This window comes from Jeongeupia sp. HS-3 (genome assembly GCF_015140455.1).
Taxonomy (GTDB): Bacteria; Pseudomonadota; Gammaproteobacteria; order Burkholderiales; family Chitinibacteraceae; genus Jeongeupia.
In genome coordinates this window covers 2,126,297-2,142,945 of the sequence record NZ_AP024094.1, presented here as the reverse complement: position 1 = coordinate 2,142,945, position 16,649 = coordinate 2,126,297, and the positions used below count along the sequence as shown (strand labels likewise).

Annotated in this window: 14 protein-coding genes and 1 riboswitch; of the genes, 11 read left to right on the top strand and 3 right to left on the bottom strand. The window is 63.0% G+C overall.

Features of this window, described 5'->3' with window-relative positions; genetic code table 11:
• Positions 1-8: 8 nt before the first annotated feature.
• The 8 genes from rsxB (at position 9) to JLC71_RS10175 (ending at position 7,450) form a co-directional block, all read left to right on the top strand.
• A complete protein-coding gene (gene rsxB, locus JLC71_RS10215; protein WP_200915320.1) occupies positions 9-575 on the top strand; it encodes an electron transport complex subunit RsxB in 567 nt (188 codons plus the stop codon).
• Positions 572-2,566, top strand: coding sequence for an electron transport complex subunit RsxC (gene rsxC / locus JLC71_RS10210; RefSeq protein WP_200915319.1), 1,995 nt, complete (start codon positions 572-574; stop codon positions 2,564-2,566). Before rsxB ends, rsxC begins: the two co-directional genes overlap by 4 nt.
• Positions 2,563-3,633 (top strand): DinB family protein, encoded by a 1,071-nt coding sequence (locus JLC71_RS16470; RefSeq protein WP_236250860.1) that lies wholly within the window; start codon positions 2,563-2,565, stop codon positions 3,631-3,633. The genes rsxC and JLC71_RS16470 overlap by 4 nt, the downstream gene beginning before the upstream one ends.
• A 1-nt stretch (position 3,634) precedes the next feature.
• Positions 3,635-4,666, top strand: a complete 1,032-nt coding sequence (locus tag JLC71_RS10195) for an RnfABCDGE type electron transport complex subunit D (protein WP_200915318.1) — start codon at positions 3,635-3,637, stop codon at positions 4,664-4,666.
• A complete protein-coding gene (gene rsxG / locus JLC71_RS10190) occupies positions 4,663-5,295 on the top strand; it encodes an electron transport complex subunit RsxG (RefSeq protein WP_200915317.1) in 633 nt (210 codons plus the stop codon). The genes JLC71_RS10195 and rsxG overlap by 4 nt, the downstream gene beginning before the upstream one ends.
• Positions 5,292-5,984: an electron transport complex subunit E gene (locus JLC71_RS10185; protein ID WP_200915316.1), complete on the top strand. Its 693-nt coding sequence runs from the start codon at positions 5,292-5,294 to the stop codon at positions 5,982-5,984. The genes rsxG and JLC71_RS10185 overlap by 4 nt, the downstream gene beginning before the upstream one ends.
• Before the next feature lie 63 nt (positions 5,985-6,047).
• Entirely contained in the window at positions 6,048-6,698 is a 651-nt protein-coding gene (nth, locus tag JLC71_RS10180; protein ID WP_200915315.1) for an endonuclease III, read from the top strand.
• Between the two features lie 146 nt (positions 6,699-6,844).
• The gene (locus JLC71_RS10175; protein WP_200915314.1) at positions 6,845-7,450 is read left to right on the top strand and encodes a GrpB family protein; all 606 of its coding nucleotides are present in this window, start codon (positions 6,845-6,847) and stop codon (positions 7,448-7,450) included.
• 228 nt (positions 7,451-7,678) lie between these two features.
• On the opposite strand, the gene JLC71_RS10170 is transcribed toward JLC71_RS10175, so the two are convergent.
• Entirely contained in the window at positions 7,679-8,638 is a 960-nt protein-coding gene (locus tag JLC71_RS10170) for an AraC family transcriptional regulator (protein ID WP_200915313.1), read from the bottom strand.
• A 283-nt stretch (positions 8,639-8,921) separates the two neighbouring features.
• Between JLC71_RS10170 and JLC71_RS16640 the strand changes: the two genes are divergently transcribed.
• Complete coding sequence (locus JLC71_RS16640; RefSeq protein ID WP_305066868.1) at positions 8,922-10,805, top strand: carbohydrate-binding protein; 1,884 nt, start codon at positions 8,922-8,924, stop codon at positions 10,803-10,805.
• A gap of 59 nt (positions 10,806-10,864) precedes the next feature.
• On the opposite strand, the gene JLC71_RS10160 is transcribed toward JLC71_RS16640, so the two are convergent.
• The gene (locus tag JLC71_RS10160; RefSeq protein WP_200915311.1) at positions 10,865-12,247 is read right to left on the bottom strand and encodes an alanine/glycine:cation symporter family protein; all 1,383 of its coding nucleotides are present in this window, start codon (positions 12,245-12,247) and stop codon (positions 10,865-10,867) included.
• Positions 12,248-12,343: 96 nt separating this feature from the next.
• Positions 12,344-12,462, bottom strand: a riboswitch (glycine riboswitch).
• 40 nt (positions 12,463-12,502) lie between these two features.
• Positions 12,503-12,769 (bottom strand): hypothetical protein, encoded by a 267-nt coding sequence (locus JLC71_RS10155; protein ID WP_200915310.1) that lies wholly within the window; start codon positions 12,767-12,769, stop codon positions 12,503-12,505.
• A gap of 122 nt (positions 12,770-12,891) precedes the next feature.
• On the opposite strand from JLC71_RS10155, the gene JLC71_RS10150 reads away from it, so the two are divergent.
• Together JLC71_RS10150 and JLC71_RS10145 are read left to right on the top strand one after the other, a co-directional pair.
• Positions 12,892-14,520: a methyl-accepting chemotaxis protein gene (locus JLC71_RS10150; protein ID WP_200915309.1), complete on the top strand. Its 1,629-nt coding sequence runs from the start codon at positions 12,892-12,894 to the stop codon at positions 14,518-14,520.
• A 97-nt stretch (positions 14,521-14,617) separates the two neighbouring features.
• Positions 14,618-16,624: a UvrD-helicase domain-containing protein gene (locus JLC71_RS10145; protein ID WP_200915308.1), complete on the top strand. Its 2,007-nt coding sequence runs from the start codon at positions 14,618-14,620 to the stop codon at positions 16,622-16,624.
• The last annotated feature ends 25 nt before the right edge of the window (positions 16,625-16,649 follow it).

Sequence of the window (16,649 nt, the reverse complement as noted above, 5' to 3'; positions counted from 1 at the left end):
GGGCGGCAATGAGTTTCTGGCTGGCTCTCGCGATGATGATCGCGCTCGCGGTCGTACTTGGCGCCATCCTTGGCGTCGCAGCGATCAAGTTCAAGGTCGATGAAGACCCGCTGGTCGACAAGATCGACGCCATCCTGCCGCAGACGCAATGCGGCCAGTGCGGCTTTCCCGGTTGCAAACCGTACGCGACGGCAATCGCCAACGACGAGGCCGAGATCAACCAGTGTCCGCCCGGTGGCGAGGATGGCATCCGCAAGCTGGCCGAATTGCTGGGCAAGGAATTCAAGCCGCTGAATGCCGAGAACGGCGCCGAAAAAGCCAAATCGCTGGCGGTGATCGACGAGGACATCTGCATCGGCTGTACCTTGTGCATTCAGGCCTGTCCGGTCGACGCGATCGTCGGCGCGGCCAAGCAGTTGCACACGGTGATCGAATCCGAATGCACCGGCTGCGAGCTGTGCATTGCGCCGTGCCCGGTCGATTGCATCAGCATGCAAGACGTCGGCGAGGCCGCGGCGACGTGGCGTTGGCGCTATCCGGTGATTCCGCTGAAAGTCGTCAAGGCGGCCGCATGAGCGAACGCAAGCTGTTCAGATTCAACGGCGGCGTCCATCCGCCCGAGCACAAGACCGAGTCGGCGGGCAGCGCCATCGTCGCCGGCCCGCTGCCCGCGCGGCTGGTGCTGCCTTTGCGCCAAAGCATCGGCAACGCGGCGCTGCCGCTGGTGCAGGTCGGCGAACGCGTGCGCAAGGGCCAGCAGATCGCCGCCGCCGATGGCAGTGTCTCGGCGGCGCTGCATGCGCCGACCTCGGGCGCCGTGGTCGCGATCGACGATCAAATCGTTGCGCATCCATCCGGCCTGGCCGAGCTGTGCATCAGCATCGCCAGCGATGGCCTGGACGAGTGGATCGAGCGCAGCGTTTTCGACTGGCGTGGCGCGTTTGACGCCGGTAACGGCGCAGAAATCCGCGACTATTTGCGCGACATGGGCGTCGTCGGCCTTGGTGGCGCGGTGTTTCCGTCGCATTTGAAGCTGGCCGGGCGCGAGGCGCTGCAAACGCTGATCATCAACGGTGCCGAGTGCGAACCCTACATCACCTGCGACGACCGGCTGATGCGCGAGCGCGCCGGGCAGATCGTCGCCGGCATCGCCATCGTTCGCCAGCTCTTGAACGCGCGTGAAGTGCTGATCGGCATCGAGGACAACAAGCCCGAAGCGATTGCCGCGATGCGGGAGGCCATTGCCCAAGCCGGTGCCGCGAACGGCGAAGCGGGCATAGCGGTCGCCGTGGTGCCGACGCTGTATCCGTCCGGCGGCGCCAAGCAGCTGATCAAACTGCTGACCGGGATCGAAGTACCGAGCGGCGTGCGCTCGACCGATCTAGGTGTGCAGTGTTTCAACGTCGCGACCATTTACACGATCTACCGCGCGCTCGAACACGCCGAACCGGTGATCAGCCGCATCGTCACACTGACCGGCAATGTGGCGCGCCCCGGCAATGTCGAGGCGCTGATCGGCACGCCGATTGCCGATCTGCTGGCCTTTGCCGGCGAGCTGCCCGGCTCCAGCGACCATATCTACGGCGGGCCGATGATGGGCTTTGCCTTGCCGACGACCGAACTCGGGCTGAGCAAGGCCGGCAACTGCATCATCGCCACGACCAAGGCCACCTTCCCGGACAAAGGCCGCGAAATGCCGTGCATCCGCTGCGGCGAATGTGCCGAGGCGTGTCCGGCCGATTTGCAGCCGATGGATCTGTACTGGTTTGCGCGCAGCCGCGAATTCGGCCGCGCGCAGGAACGCAATCTGTTCGACTGCATCGAGTGCGGTGCTTGCGCCTATGTGTGCCCGTCGAGCATCCGGCTCGTCGATTACTACCGCTATGCCAAATCGGAAATCTGGGCGGCCGAAGCGAGCAAAAAGTCCGCCGACAAGGCGCGCGAGCGGCACGAATTCAAGCAGTTCCGCGAAGAGCGCGAGAAGCGCGAAAAAGCCGAACGCCTCGCCGCCAAGCAGGCGGCGGCCAAGGCTGCGGTGCCGGTTGCCGATACTGCGGTGACGCCGGCCGGCGACGACGACAAGGCGGCGAAAATCCGTGCGGCGATGGCGCGCGCGGCGGAGAAAAAGGCCGCCGACGCGGCACAGCTGGATCCGGATGCGCTGGACGCCGAGAAAAAAGCCCGGATCGAAGCCGCGATGGCGCGTGCCGCGGCCACCAAGGCCAAGCGTGACGCTGCGCACGCCGGCAGTGGCGTTGAGCCGGCGGCCGATGACGAAGCCAAGGCCGAGAAAATCCGCGCCGCGATGGCTGCCGCTGCAGCACGAAAGGCCGCGCGTGACGCGGCGCAGGCGGTGCTCGAATCACCAGCCGCAGCCCCGGCCGCTCCGGCGCTCGATCCGGAAAAAGCCGAGCGCATTCGTGCCGCGATGCAAAAGCGCGATGAAGAAAAAGCCCGGCTGGCCGCGATGAGCCCGGAAGAGCGCGCCGCGCTAGCTTCCGACAAACAGGCGCGGATCGACGCCGCCAAGGCGCGTGCCGCGGCGAAGAAGGAGGGCGAAGCATGAAGGTATTGATCGTTCCCGGTTACGGTGGTTCCGGTCCTGAACATTGGCAGAGCCGCTGGCAGGCGCTGCATCCGGACTGCATCCGTGTCGAGCAGGCGGATTGGGATGCGCCCGATCTGGAAGACTGGATCGCCCGGCTCGACGCCGCCGTGGCCGCTGCCGGCCCGGATACGCTGATCGCTGCGCACAGCCTCGGCTGCCTGCTGGTCGCGCACTGGGCGGTACGCTCGCCACGGGCTATCGCCGGCGCACTGCTGGTGGCCGTTCCCGATCCGGCGGGTAGCGAGTTTCCTGCCGCCGCGGCCGGCTTCGGCCCGGCCCCGAGCGGACGCTTGCCGTTTGCCGCGACCGTCGTCGCCAGCCGCGATGATCCGTATGCCGCGTGGCCGTTCAGCGAACGCATCGCTACCGATTGGGGCGCGAAGCTGGTCGATGCCGGCGAACGCGGCCATCTGAATGCCGACAGCGACCTGGGCGACTGGGCCGAGGGTTGGCAGATGCTGAATCAAACCGGCCGGCCGGATGGGCTGCTCGGTGTGGCGCAAGTGGCGCTGTTCGCCCGCTACAACGCGCAAATGAACGCCAAACTTTATTCAGCCGCCGCGCAGTTATCGGCCGACGAGCTGGCGCGTGATCGCGGCGCATTTTTCGGCTCGCTGCTCGGGACGCTGAATCACCTGATCGTCGGCGATACGCTGTGGCTGCAGCGCTTTGCCAGCCATCCCGGCGCCCATGCCGCCGCGCTGGCGCCGGTGCTTGCTCTGCCCAAGCCTGCCTCGCTGGCCGAGATCGTCTGCGCCGACTTTGCCACGCTCGCGCTCCGGCGGCAGCTGCTCGACGAGGCAATCTCCGCCTGGGCGGCCGTGCTGACTTCGCGTGAACTGGCCGAGGTGTTTCACTACACATCAATGACGAGCGGGCCGGGGCGCAAGCATCTTGGTGACGTGTTGCTGCATTTCTTCAATCACCAGACGCACCACCGCGGTCAGGCGACGACCCTGCTGTCGCAAGCCGGCATCGACGTGGGCGCGACCGATCTGTTGCTGCTGGTTCCGAACCTGGACTGAAATGACCACTTCGCCGTTCTTCACCAAGCCGACGCCGTTGCAGGTCGTGATGTTCAAGGTCGCCGCGGCGCTGCTGCCGGGCATCGCCGTCTACGTCTACGTGTTCGGCGCCGGGATACTGGCGCAGTTGCTGCTCGCCACGCTGACCGCGCTCGCTACCGAGGCCGCGTGCCTGAAGCTGCGTAACTTTCCGGTCAAACCGTTCATCACCGACGGTTCGGCCATCGTCACCGCCTGGCTCTTGGCGCTGTCGCTGCCGCCGCTGGCGCCGTGGTGGATGATTGTCGTCGCCACGGCCATCGCGATCGGGCTCGCCAAGCATCTGTACGGCGGCTTGGGGCAGAACACCTTCAATCCGGCGATGGTCGGTTTTGCCGTGATGATGGTGTCGTTCCCGGCGCAGATGTCGCGCTGGGCTTCGCCGCAAGCTTTGCAAAGCGCCAGCCTCGACGCCGCCGCGCAGTTCTCCTACATCTTCACCGGGCGCTTGCCCGACGCACTGAGCTTTGATGCCATTGCCTCGGCGACGCCGCTCGACACGGTGAAGACGACGATCCTGCAGCACGGCGGCATCGGCGATCTGTTCGCCGCGCCGCTGTTTCATGCCGGCATGCTGCCGAGCATGATGGGCTGGATTGCCGCAGCGTATTTGCTTGGTGGGCTGTATCTGTATGTCAGCAAGATCATTCCATGGCACACGCCGGTGGCCTTTATCGCTTCGTTAACGGCGATTTCCGGTGTGTTGCACCTTGTTGACCCGGCGCGCTTTACCTCGCCGCTGTTTCATCTGTTCTCCGGCGCGGCGATGCTCGGTGCATTCTTCATCATCACCGATCCGGTCTCGGGGCCGACCACCAAGCGCGGCCGGCTGATCTATGGCGCGCTGATCGGTCTGCTGACGTATCTGATCCGTGTGTTCGGCGGCTATCCCGACGGCGTGGCGTTCGCGGTGCTGATCATGAATCTGGCCGCGCCGTTCATCGACCAGTACACACAGCCGAAGGTCTTCGGCCGCAAGGGGAAGGCCGCATGAAACGGATGATGAAATCCGGCGTGCGCGGCGCGGCGACGCTGGCGCTGTTCGCGCTGGTGTTCACCGCCTTGATGGCCGGCACTTACGCGCTGACCCGCGACACGGTGAAAAAGAACGAGCTTGATGCCAAGGTTGCGCTGCTGGCGCAGGTGCTCCCGGCCGGCAGCTACGACAACGCCTTGCTTGACGACGCGATCATTGTTCCCAAGACCGAGGCCGCGCAGCTCGGCAACGATGGCGAAAGCCGCATCTATATCGCCAGAAAAGCCGGCCAGACCGTCGGCGCGGTAACCGAAGCGACGGCGCCCGACGGCTATGCCGGCAAGATCCGCTTGCTGATCGGCGTCGATACCAACGGCACCGTGCTCGGCGTTCGGGTGGTTGCGCACAAGGAAACCCCGGGGCTGGGCGACTATATCGATGCGGCCAAATCGGACTGGATCGCCCAGTTCAGCGGCAAGAGCATCGCCAATCCCGGCGATACGCTGTGGAAGGTGAAGAAGGATGGCGGCGCGTTCGACACGCACGCCGGCGCGACCATCAGCCCGCGCGCGGTGGTCAAGGCCATTCACAACACGCTGGCCTATGTGGCGGCGCACCGCGCCCGGCTCTTTGGAGACAAAGCATGATCGCGGAAGCGAAAGCCATCGCCCACAACGGCCTGTGGAAACAGAACGCCGGCGTGGTGCAGATTCTGGGCATGTGCCCGGTGCTGGTGATGTCGAACAACATCATCAACGGTGTCAGCCTCGGGCTGGCGACGAGTCTGGTGATGCTGATTTCGGGCATGGCGGTCGCGGCGATCCGCGCCTTTGTGCCGAACGAGCTGCGCACGCCGATCTTCATCCTGATCATCGCCGCGCTGGTGACGATGGTCGATCTGGCGATGAACGCCTATGTGCACGGACTGTACGTGGTGCTGGGGATTTTCATCCCGCTGATCACTACCAATTGCATCGTGCTGGCGCGGGCCGAGGCGTTTGCGAGCAAGAACGGTGTCTGGCAGTCGGGCGTCGACGGCTTGTTCATGGGGCTGGGGCTGACCGGCGTGCTGGCGGTGCTCGGCGCGATGCGCGAGCTGGTCGGGCAGGGCACGCTGCTGTCCGGTATCGACCTCTTGTTCGGAGTGCATGCCAAGGCATGGGTGATCCATGTGATCCCGGCGGAGGCCAATTACCAGTTCCTGCTGGCGATGCTGCCGCCGGGGGCGTTCATCGGCCTGGGCTTCCTTGTCGCGGGCAAGATGGCGCTCGACCGGCGTGCCGACGCGCGGGCCAAGGCGATTGCTGCCCGCAATCCGGAGGCCGCTTCGGCTTGAATCGGTTTGAACGGTTAGAATCAACGCCCCGCCAAGCGCGGGGCGTTTCTGTATGGAGTGATGATGAACAAGGACACCCGCCGCGAGTTTTTCCGCCGCCTCGCCGAGCTTGATCCGGAGCCGAAGACCGAACTCGAATACAGCACCCCGTTCGAGCTGCTGACCGCCGTGCTGCTGTCGGCACAGGCGACCGACGTCGGTGTCAACAAGGCGACCAAGCGGCTGTTTCCGGTGGCGAACACGCCGGCAGCGATCCTCGCGCTGGGGCAGGAAGGGCTGGAGTCGTATATCGCGACGATCGGCCTGTATCGCAGCAAGGCCAAGCACCTGCTGCAGACCTGTGCCATCTTGCTTGAGCGCTACGGCGGCGAAGTACCGAACGACCAGGCCGCACTCGAATCGCTGCCCGGCGTCGGCCGCAAGACCGCCAATGTGGTGCGCAACGTCGCCTTCGGCGAGCCGACCATGGCGGTGGACACGCACATCTTCCGCCTCGGCAATCGCACGGGTCTGGCTCCGGGCAAGGACGTGCTCGCGGTCGAACTCAAGCTCCTCAAGGTCATCCCCAAGGAATACATGCTGCACGCGCATCACTGGCTGATCCTGCACGGCCGCTATGTGTGCAAGGCGCGGCGGCCGGAATGCTGGCGCTGTGTGGTTGCCGATTTGTGCGATTACAAGCAGAAGGAAATGACGCCGCCGAAGAGGAGGTGAGCGAACCCGAGTTGCGCTTGAGCGGTGTTGGGCTTCATTTCATTCAGCCCAACCTACGGGCTCGTTGTGTTAACAGGCCTGGAGGCGGTGAAAAATCGTTGGCTCAGCTCTAACAAATATAATTAATTCAAAAAAAGGATTAGTTCATGATCAATCAAAAAGAAATAATGGCGCATTATATTGTCGACCCTCAGGATAGCTATTTTGTCCATGGCACTCCGCCGATAGAGACTGTTGAGGTTGTTGCTTATAATTTATCTTGGCCAAAAATATATGCAAAAGTGGCGCTTTCCATTGAGAATGAATTAGGTTCGAGCGTGCTGAAAATAGATCATATTGGTTCTACTGCTATACCTGGTATTGCAGCTAAGCCTGTAATTGATATCGATCTGACGGTGGCCGACCCAGCTGATGAAGAAAGTTATGTATCCGCACTCGAAAATCTGGGATTTCAACTGATTGTTCGTGAACCCCGCTTTCATGAACATCGTCTTTTTCATCTTGCAAAACCCAGAGTTAATTTACATGTATTTGGCCCTGACTGTCCGGAAACAATCCGACACTTGCTTTTCAGGGACTGGCTCCGCCAGTCAGAGGAGGACTGTCAGATATATGCCAATGCAAAATTGGAGGCCGTTGAAGGATGTAATGTAGATATTGAAAAATACCACGAAAATAAAAAGAATGTTGTGCATGAAATTTATCGAAGAATTTTCCAATATCTTGGATATTTCGATAGCGAAAACGTATAGTGTTCCGTAGATAATCCAGCTCGTAGGTTGGGTTGAACGTAGTGAAGCCCAACTGCCTAGAATTCAATCCATATGAAATGCAGCCGGTTTCGGTATTTATGGATTATCAGCACAATTAAACCGTTGGGCTTCACAAGCTCAGCCCAACCTACAATTTGGATTGCTCCAAGTTCTGTCGGGGCGAAAAAAGGCGCGAATTCGCGCCTTTTTTTATTTCCAATTTGCCAATCAAAGCGGCCGCACCGGAATACACAGCTCGCAACTGAAATCCTCGCGGCTGGTGTCTTCGTCCGGCGCGCCGGTGTAACGCTCGAAGCACGGCCGGTTGTCGAACTGGTAGCCGCTGCTCGGCAGCCAGTCGCGGGTCAGTGTCATCCACGCGTCGCCGATGGTGCGCACGTCACCGCTGAAGCGGGCGACGGCGTAGCGGCCGCCGGGCAGGTCGGCGATGCCGGCTTCGCCGGTGGCGACGAAATCGGCCGGGACTTCGACCGCTGCGTCGTAGCGGCATTTTTCCGGCGGGGTGACGCTCGGGTCGTCGTAGCCGATGCCGTAGCTGGTATTGCCGGACAGGCCGTGGGTGCGCGCCCACGGTGCGAAGTGGCCGCGCCAGAACTGGCCGAGTGCCGGGCCGTAGGGGCCGATGTGGCGCAGGTAGGCGACGCGCGCCGGCGGCAGGGTCTGGATCGTGACGTTCATGCTGATCTCCGTGTCGGGTGACGAGCCTTCATCGTGCCCGGCCGCACCGGCGCCGGCCTGATCGTGCTTGCGATCCGGCTGATCCGGATTGCGGTTCTGCATCCGTCGCGCGCGGATGGCATCGAGTTCGGCCTGCCAGCGCGCCGGCGTTTGCCGCCGCCATTCGCTCGGCGTGACGCCGAAGCGGCTCTTGAACGCGCGCGCGAACGCTTCGCCCGAACCGAAACCGACCCCTAGCGCAACGTTCAGCACCGGTTCGTCGGGGTGAATGGCGAGCGTCGATGCGGCGACCTCCAGTCGTCGCCGGCGCAGGTAGTCGCCCAGCGTTTCGCCGAGCCAGGCCTGGAACACCCGGTGGAAATGGAAAGGCGAAAAGTTCGCCACCCCGGCCAGCGTGGCGAGGTCGAGCGGGGCGTCGAGGTGCCGGTCGATGTGATCGAGCACCCGGTTCATCCGGCGGCTGTATTCGGCGAGATGGGGATTGGTCATGGGGGCGGACGGAGGATGGATGCTGGCAGCATCGTATGTCATCCGGCGTCGGGCAAGCGGCTGAAGCGGCCTTGGCCGGATGCGTTTGCAACGCCGTTCGTGAAGCCGGAATGCGGTGAAGAAAATGCAAGGTGATGATTTATATCGTTTTTATTTTGCACCCGCTGCCATTCATGAATCCGGCCTCCATCGCGACTGGTTGAGGTTCATCGCACCTGACACAGTGCCTCGCGCGGCAAAGCGACCGCGTGATACCGACAACACTGGAAGGAGACGGAGACCGATGAACCGCTTCAATTACTTTGCAATGGCCGCCATTCCGGCCGCAATGCTGGCCGCGCCTGTGTACGCCACCCCGGCGCCGCTGTGCGTGGCCGCATGGAATGCCACTACCGCCTACAACGGCGGCGATAAGGTGAGCCTCAATGGCAACACCTACCAAGCCAACTGGTGGACGCAAGGCAATAGCCCGGCGACCAACGCCGGCCCGATCGGCAGCGGCATGCCCTGGACCAGCTTGGGTACGTGCAGTACCAATTCGACGCCGACGCCGACGCCGACGCCGACCCCGACGCCGACCCCGACCCCGACCCCGACGCCGACCCCGACCCCGACCCCGACCCCGACCCCGACCCCGACCCCGACCCCGACCCCGACCCCGACCCCGACCCCGGGCAGCTGCACCGACTGGTTGACGACGCCGGTCTACACCAGCGATCAATGCGTGATCTACAAGGGCAAGAAGTACCGCGCCAAATGGTGGACTCAGGGGAGCGAGCCGGGTGCCGATCCTTGGGGGCCGTGGGAGTATCTGGGCGATGTATATACGCCGACACCGACGCCGGTGTTTGCATCACGGATGGTTGGCGATCGCTGCCCGGGCGAGACACCGCATCCGACCTGGAGCGCCGGCGCCAGCTATGCTGCCGACACGGTCGTCAAACCGGCCGGCGGTTCGTTCCGCGCTCACTACAACGGCAGCTTTGTGCCGGGCATTTTCGTCACCAAGCAGGCGCACGTCGCTTCGGCTGCAAACGAGCCGAAGGTGCTCGGCCAAGACAGTGTGTCGTTCGATGCCAGCCTCTGGTCGGTGGCGGCGCTGATGCCGCGACCGTGCCCGACGCCGACGCCATCCCCAACGCCAATCCCGGTCCAGATCAGCGCGGCCGAGGTGACGATCTGGCGCGGCGGCGCCAAGGGCGCGTATTCGATGGTGCACGACGATTTCTGCAACAGCAGCGTCAGCCAGAGCCATACAACAATTGCCGAGCCGGCACTGACCACACGTGGTCTGGTCGCTGCATTTGGCGCCATCACGGCTGAATGCCAGCCCGCTCACTGGGCCGCAGCGCAGACCTTCGTGGCACACGGTCATGAAATCGCCAACCACTCGCGCAACCACCTGCCCGGCGGCAGCAGTGATGCCAACTGGATCAACAGCGTTGAAATCGGCGATTCGGTTCAGGACGTGAAGACGAATCTGAACGGTTATCAGATGAGCTACTTCATCTGGCCGTACGACACCGCGACCGATGCGGCGCTTGCCTACCTGCGCACCCAGCCGGGCTACCTGGGCGGGCGTGGCAGCAACCGCGATCTGGGTGGCGGCAACATCGAGTACGTCGGTCGTCCGGCAGGGGTGAACGCGGCCAATTTCAGCGATCCGTACATGGTGAAGTGGGATGTGTTCACCGCTTCCGGCCAATGGTCGCTGTATCCGATGGGCAGCGAGATCCTCAACCTGCACGTCGATGCGGCGATCAATCAGGGCGGCTGGGCGACGCGGACGATGCATGGCGTCAGCGACAATGCCTACGATGGTTACGAGCCGGTGCCGGTGGCGCGCTACCTTGGCCATCTGGATTACGTGAAGGCCAAGGTCGAGGCCGGGCTGCTGTGGGTCGCGACGCCGTCGAACGTGATCCGCTACCGCTACGCCCGCGAAGCGTGCGCGCCGACGCCGAACGGCAATCAGGTGCTGTTCAATACCGGCAACGCCGATTGCGTGAAGTACGCGACACCGCTAACGCTGGAGCTGAGCGCCAGCGCGGGGGTGATCTACGTCAAGCAGGGCGCGGCTGCGCTGGCGGTGAAGGCACTTGGCAACGGCAAGTTCCGCGTCGACGCCGATCCGCAGGCAGGGCCGCTGTCGGTGTTCGGCCAGTAATCGCTGGCTGAACGAAAAGCCCCGGTCCTGGCCGGGGCTTTTTTCATTGCGAGGCGCGCTCAGCGCTGCGCCAGTGCCGGCTGCAGCACATCGTCGTCATCGGGCTGGCCGGCGAAATAGCGTTTCGTTTCCATCGCCACCACATGGCGCAGGCCGATCAGGCCGATCAGGTTCGGGATCGCCATCAGGCCGTTGACGATGTCGGCGAGGATCCAGATCAGATCCAGATGCAGGAAGGCGCTACCGACGATGCAGGCGATGAACACCAGCTTGAACGGCAGGATGCCGCGCCGGCCGGCGAGGTACTGCATGCAGCGCTCGCCATAGTAGTTCCAGCCGATGATGGTGGTGAAGGCGAAGAACAACAGGCCGACGGTGACGACCAGATTGCCCCAGTCCTGCGACAGGCCGTTCTGGAACGCGAGGTTGGTCATCCGCGCGCCGCTGGCGTCGCCCGACCAGACGCCGGTGACGATCAGCACGAGGCCGGTCATGGTGCAGATGATGATGGTGTCGAAGAAGGTGCCTGTCATCGAGATCAGCCCCTGCTCGACGCACGATTTGCTGCGCGCGGCGGCGGCGGCGATCGGCGCGCTGCCGAGGCCCGATTCGTTCGAGAACACCCCGCGGGCGACGCCGCTCTGGATCGCCAGCATCATCGTCGCGCCGAAGAAGCCGCCGACGGCGGCATGGCCGGTGAACGCCGATTGCACCACCAGCACGATCGCATCGGGCACGGCGCTGGCGTTCATCGCCAGCAGCGCCACGCTGGCGGTGACGTAGAACACCATCATGAACGGCACGATGGCTTCGGCCACGCGCGAGATCGACTTGATGCCGCCGAGCGTGATCATCGCCACCAGCACCGCCAGCGTCAAACAGGTCCACAGCACCGGGATGTCGAAGGTGGCGTGCACCGCATCGGAAATCGCGTTGACCTGCGCAAACGTGCCGATGCCGAACAGCGCGACGCCGACGCCGAACAGCGCGAACAGCTTGCCCAGCCACGGCAGGCCGAGGCCGTGGGTGAGGTAATACATCGGCCCGCCGGCCATCTGGCCCTTGTCGTCAACGGTGCGGTACTTCACCGCCAAGAGGCACTCGGCGTACTTGGTCGCCATGCCGAAGAACGCCGCCATCCACATCCAGAACAGCGCGCCGGGGCCGCCGAGCTTGATCGCGGTGGCCACGCCGACGATGTTGCCGGTGCCGACGGTGGCCGACAGCGCGGTGCACAGTGCGGCAAAGCTCGATACATCGCCGGGCAGGTGCGGGTTCTTGTCGGCGCGGAACACGAGCTTGAGCGCTAGCGGAAGCTTGAACACCTGCAACAGGCCGAGCCGGGCGGTGAGATAGAGCCCGGTGCCGACCAGCAGGATCAGCAGCGGGGGACCCCAGACGAGGTTGTCTATCGTTTGCAGTACATCTTGGATGGGGGGCATGCGTTGAAAATCTCCGTCAGTATCAAACATCGATCTGACAGAAGGGGATGGCGTGCCGCCGCGCAGCCTCCGGATCGGGGACGCACGTCGGCCCGCCGTCCTTCCTCTGTCCTTTTACCTGAGCGTTTCAACGATTCTGGCGAATCGCCTTGCGCCTTCGGTGCCCGGCCGGTGCGTTCGATCAACGCACGCCGGGGCTCTCCAGAGGCTCGTCCAGTCGCAGTCCCTGCCGGGCTGACCCGGCGCCTGAAAGATTCACTTCTTCGGCGGCCCGACACGCCTTGCGGCCTGCCTTGGTGGGCACTCTCCTGCGACCTTCATCCGAACACGGGGGAAGCTTGCAGTCTTGAATGTAGCAAAACGACGTAGTGCACGGCCATCGTGAATGATACCAATCTTGATTTGCCGCAAACTGGCGTGGCTATACGGCGGCAGCGCAAAGGCGTGTGGTGCAAGTGACTGAAGAGAAAGCGCTTTTTTACCGAGGCGCTTGCCAACATGCCGGTCGTCAAACGGCTTCATTTTGTTCGTCCCCGCCTGCTGAATTCTTAATCTAAACTGACTCTTCTATTTCTTGTTTGTATTATTTGTGGCTTGCAATGGTGGCGAGCATCCCGATGCAAACAAATCCGGAGGAGGAAAAAATGCTTTCGCAAGCAACGATTCGCCACAAATTGTGGCTGCTGACACTGCTGGTTTTCGTCGTGATCTCTGCGGTGGCGAGCTGGGTGTTGTTCAACGAACGCAAGGGTCTGCTTGATGCCCGGCGCGCGACCACGCGTGATCTGGTCGCCGTCGGCTATTCGGTGCTGGCGCATTACGGCCAGCTGGCCCAGGACGGCAAGATGCCGCTCGATGCGGCCAAGAGCGCGGCGGCGGATGCGATTGCCGGGCTGCGCTACGAAGGCGGCAACTACTTCGCGCTGTACGACACGCGTTACACGATGCTGCGGCACCCGATCAAGCCGGAGCTGAACGGCAAGGACCAAAGCCAGCTCAAGGATCCCAAGGGGGTACACATGGTGGTCGAGCTGGTCGATGCCGCCAAGCGTAACCAGGGCGAGTTCGTCGACTACCACTGGGCCAAGCCCGGCCATGACGCGCCGGTGGCCAAGGTGAGCACCAGCCGGCTGTATGCGCCTTGGGGCTGGGTACTCGCGACCGGTATTTATGTCGATGATGTCGACGCGCAATTCCAGCGCCAAGTGTGGTTGCTGGGGAGCGGCATCGGCGCGGGTATGCTGCTGCTGGCACTGGCGTCGTGGTGGATCGCGCACAGCATTACCCGCCCGCTGGAGCGCTTGCGCGACCATATGCGCGCCATCGCCGACACCGGCAATCTGACAGCCGACAACCGCCCGCAAAGCGGCGGCGAGGCCGGCCAGATCGGTGCCGCGTTTTTTTCATTGATCGATCGCTTTCGCAACATCTTGCAAGAGGTGAGGCAGGGCACGGGCGAGGTCTCGGGTGAGATCGTCGATCTGGCGCGCAATATGCAGGTGATCGAGAACAGTTCGGCCACGCAGAATCAATCGGCGATGGCCACCGCCGCAACGGTGGAGCAGATCAGCGCCAGCATCACCCAGGTCAGCACGCATTTGAGTGACGTCACGCTCTTGTCGGAACAGGCCCATCAATTGACCCAGGCAGGGCGTTCGGCCGTCGATCGTGCGACCGATGAAATGAAGCACATCGCCGCATCGGTCAACGAATCAACCCAACGGGTGCAGGCGCTGGGCGAGCGCTCCAAGCAGATTTCTTCCCTTGTTTCGACGATTCGCGACATCGCCGACCAGACCAATCTGCTGGCGCTGAATGCCGCCATCGAAGCCGCGCGTGCCGGTGAATCCGGCCGGGGTTTTGCGGTGGTGGCGGACGAGGTGCGCAAGCTGGCCGAACGCACCGGCGAGGCTACGCAGCAAATCACCAGGATGACCGACGCCATTGCCCACGACACCGGCGAGGCGGTGCAAGGGATACAGGGCGTCAGCGATCTGGCGCTGAAAGGGGTCGCGCTGGTCGGTGAGGCGGGAGCGACGGTGGCGGGGCTGGATGAGCGCACACAGGAGGTCTCGAACATCCTCGGCGATATCGCGCATACCTCGGGCGAGCAATCGCGGGCGAGTCAGGATATCGCTCGCAATGTCGAAGCGATTTCGCAAACGGGTCATCAGAACACTCGGGCAATCGGTGACATTGCCGCCGCCTCGCAACGTCTGGCGGCGATGGCCGGGCGGCTGGATGAGGCGGTGGCGCAGTTTCGGGTGTCATGAGCGCCACAGCGGAGGCACGGCTTACCACAAGTCGAGCGCGGGCAAGGCGGTTGTGGGGGCGTGTTAGAATCGCAAACCCTTGAAGGAAAACCGCTTTATGCTCGACAAGCTCAATGACCCGCAACGCGAAGCCGTCAAATACCTCGGCGGGCCGTGCCTCGTGCTTGCCGGTGCCGGATCGGGCAAAACGCGGGTGATTACGCAGAAGATTGCCTATCTGATCGACAAGGCGGGGATGGACCCGCGCAATATCGCCGCGATCACCTTCACCAACAAGGCCGCACGCGAAATGCAGGAACGTGTCGGCGCACTGATGCCGGCGTCGCGGCTGAAGGGGCTGACGGTCTCGACTTTCCACAGCCTGGGGATGCGCATCCTGCGCGAAGAAGCCAAACACCTTGGCTACAAGCCGCAGTTTTCGATTCTGGATTCGGCCGACGCCAGCAAGATCATCGCCGACATCGTCACCACCACCGACAAGCAGCTGATCCGCTCGACCGTGAGCCAGATTTCCTTGCTGAAAAATGACCGGATTTCGCCCGATGCCGCGCTGCTGCGCGCCGCATCCGACGGGGAAATGCATCTGGCCAAGGTCTATCGCGCCTATCAGGACACGCTGCAAGCGTATCAGGCGGTCGATTTCGATGACCTGATCCGGCTGCCGGTCGACCTGTTCGAGCAGAACGAAGAGGTGGTGAAGAAGTGGCAGCAGCGGCTGCGCTATCTGCTGGTCGACGAATGCCAGGACACCAATACCACCCAGTACGACATGGTCAAACAGCTGACCGGCATCACCGGCCAGTTCACCGCCGTCGGCGACGATGACCAGTCGATCTACGCTTGGCGCGGCGCCAATATGGAAAACCTGCGGCTGCTGAGCACCGACTTCCCCAAGCTCAAGGTGATCAAGCTCGAACAGAACTACCGCTCGGTGGCGCGCATCCTGCGCTGCGCCAACGCGGTGATCGCCAACAACCCCAAGCTGTTTGAAAAAACCTTGTGGTCGGACTTGGGCGTCGGCGATCCGGTGCAGGTGATCGAGGCCAAGAACGACGAGCACGAGGCCGAACTGGTGGCGATGAAGCTGTTGGCGCACAAGTTCGAAGCGGGCACCAGTTTCAAGGATTACACCATCCTCTATCGCGGCAACCATCAGGCGCGGATCGTCGAAACCCAGCTGCGCATGCACAAGATTCCGTACACGATTTCGGGCGGGCAATCGTTTTTCGACAAGGCCGAGATCAAGGACGTGCTGTCCTACCTGCGGCTGATTGCCAACGAGAACGACGACCCGGCCTTCATCCGCGCGGTAACGACCCCGAAGCGCGGTGTCGGCAATGTCACGCTGGAAAAGCTCGGTGCCTACGCGGCCGAGCGGCAGGTGTCGCTGTTTGCCGCCGTGTACGAGGAAGGCTTTGTCTGGCAGGTTCAAGCAACGCAGTACGAGCCGCTGAAGCAATTCTGCGATTTCATCGGCCGCATGCAGTTTGAGGCGCCGCGCGCGCCGGCGGGTGAGCTGCTGAAACAGCTGCTCGATGCGATCGACTTCGAAACCTGGCTCTATGACAGCGACGAACCCAAGCCCGCCGAAACCAAGTGGAAAACCGTGCTCGAACTCGTTGACTGGGTCGCGAAGCAGGGCGAGAACAACGGCAAGAACCTGATCGAAATCAGCCAGACGATCGCGCTGATCACGATGCTGCAGGGGCGCGACGAGGACGAGGTCGACGCGGTGAAGATGTCGACCTTGCACGCGAGCAAGGGTCTCGAATACCCGCACGTGTTCCTGATCGGTTGCGAGGAAGACATCCTGCCGCACCAGAACTCGATCGAAACCAATATGGTCGAGGAAGAGCGGCGGCTGATGTATGTCGGCATCACGCGCGCCCAGCGCAGCCTGACGATCAGCTATTGCGGCAAGCGCCGCCGCGCAGGCGAATGGCAGATCACCCAGCCGAGCCGTTTCCTGCGCGAGCTGCCCGCCGACGACGTGCGTTTCTCGGGCCGGCTCGCCGGCGACAAGGCCGAGGGCGCGATCAGTAAGCAGGAAGGCCGGGCGATGCTGGCCGGGATGGCCGGCATGCTGGCCAAGCTCGGCGGCTGAGCAAGAATCGGCTGGCGCACGGCCG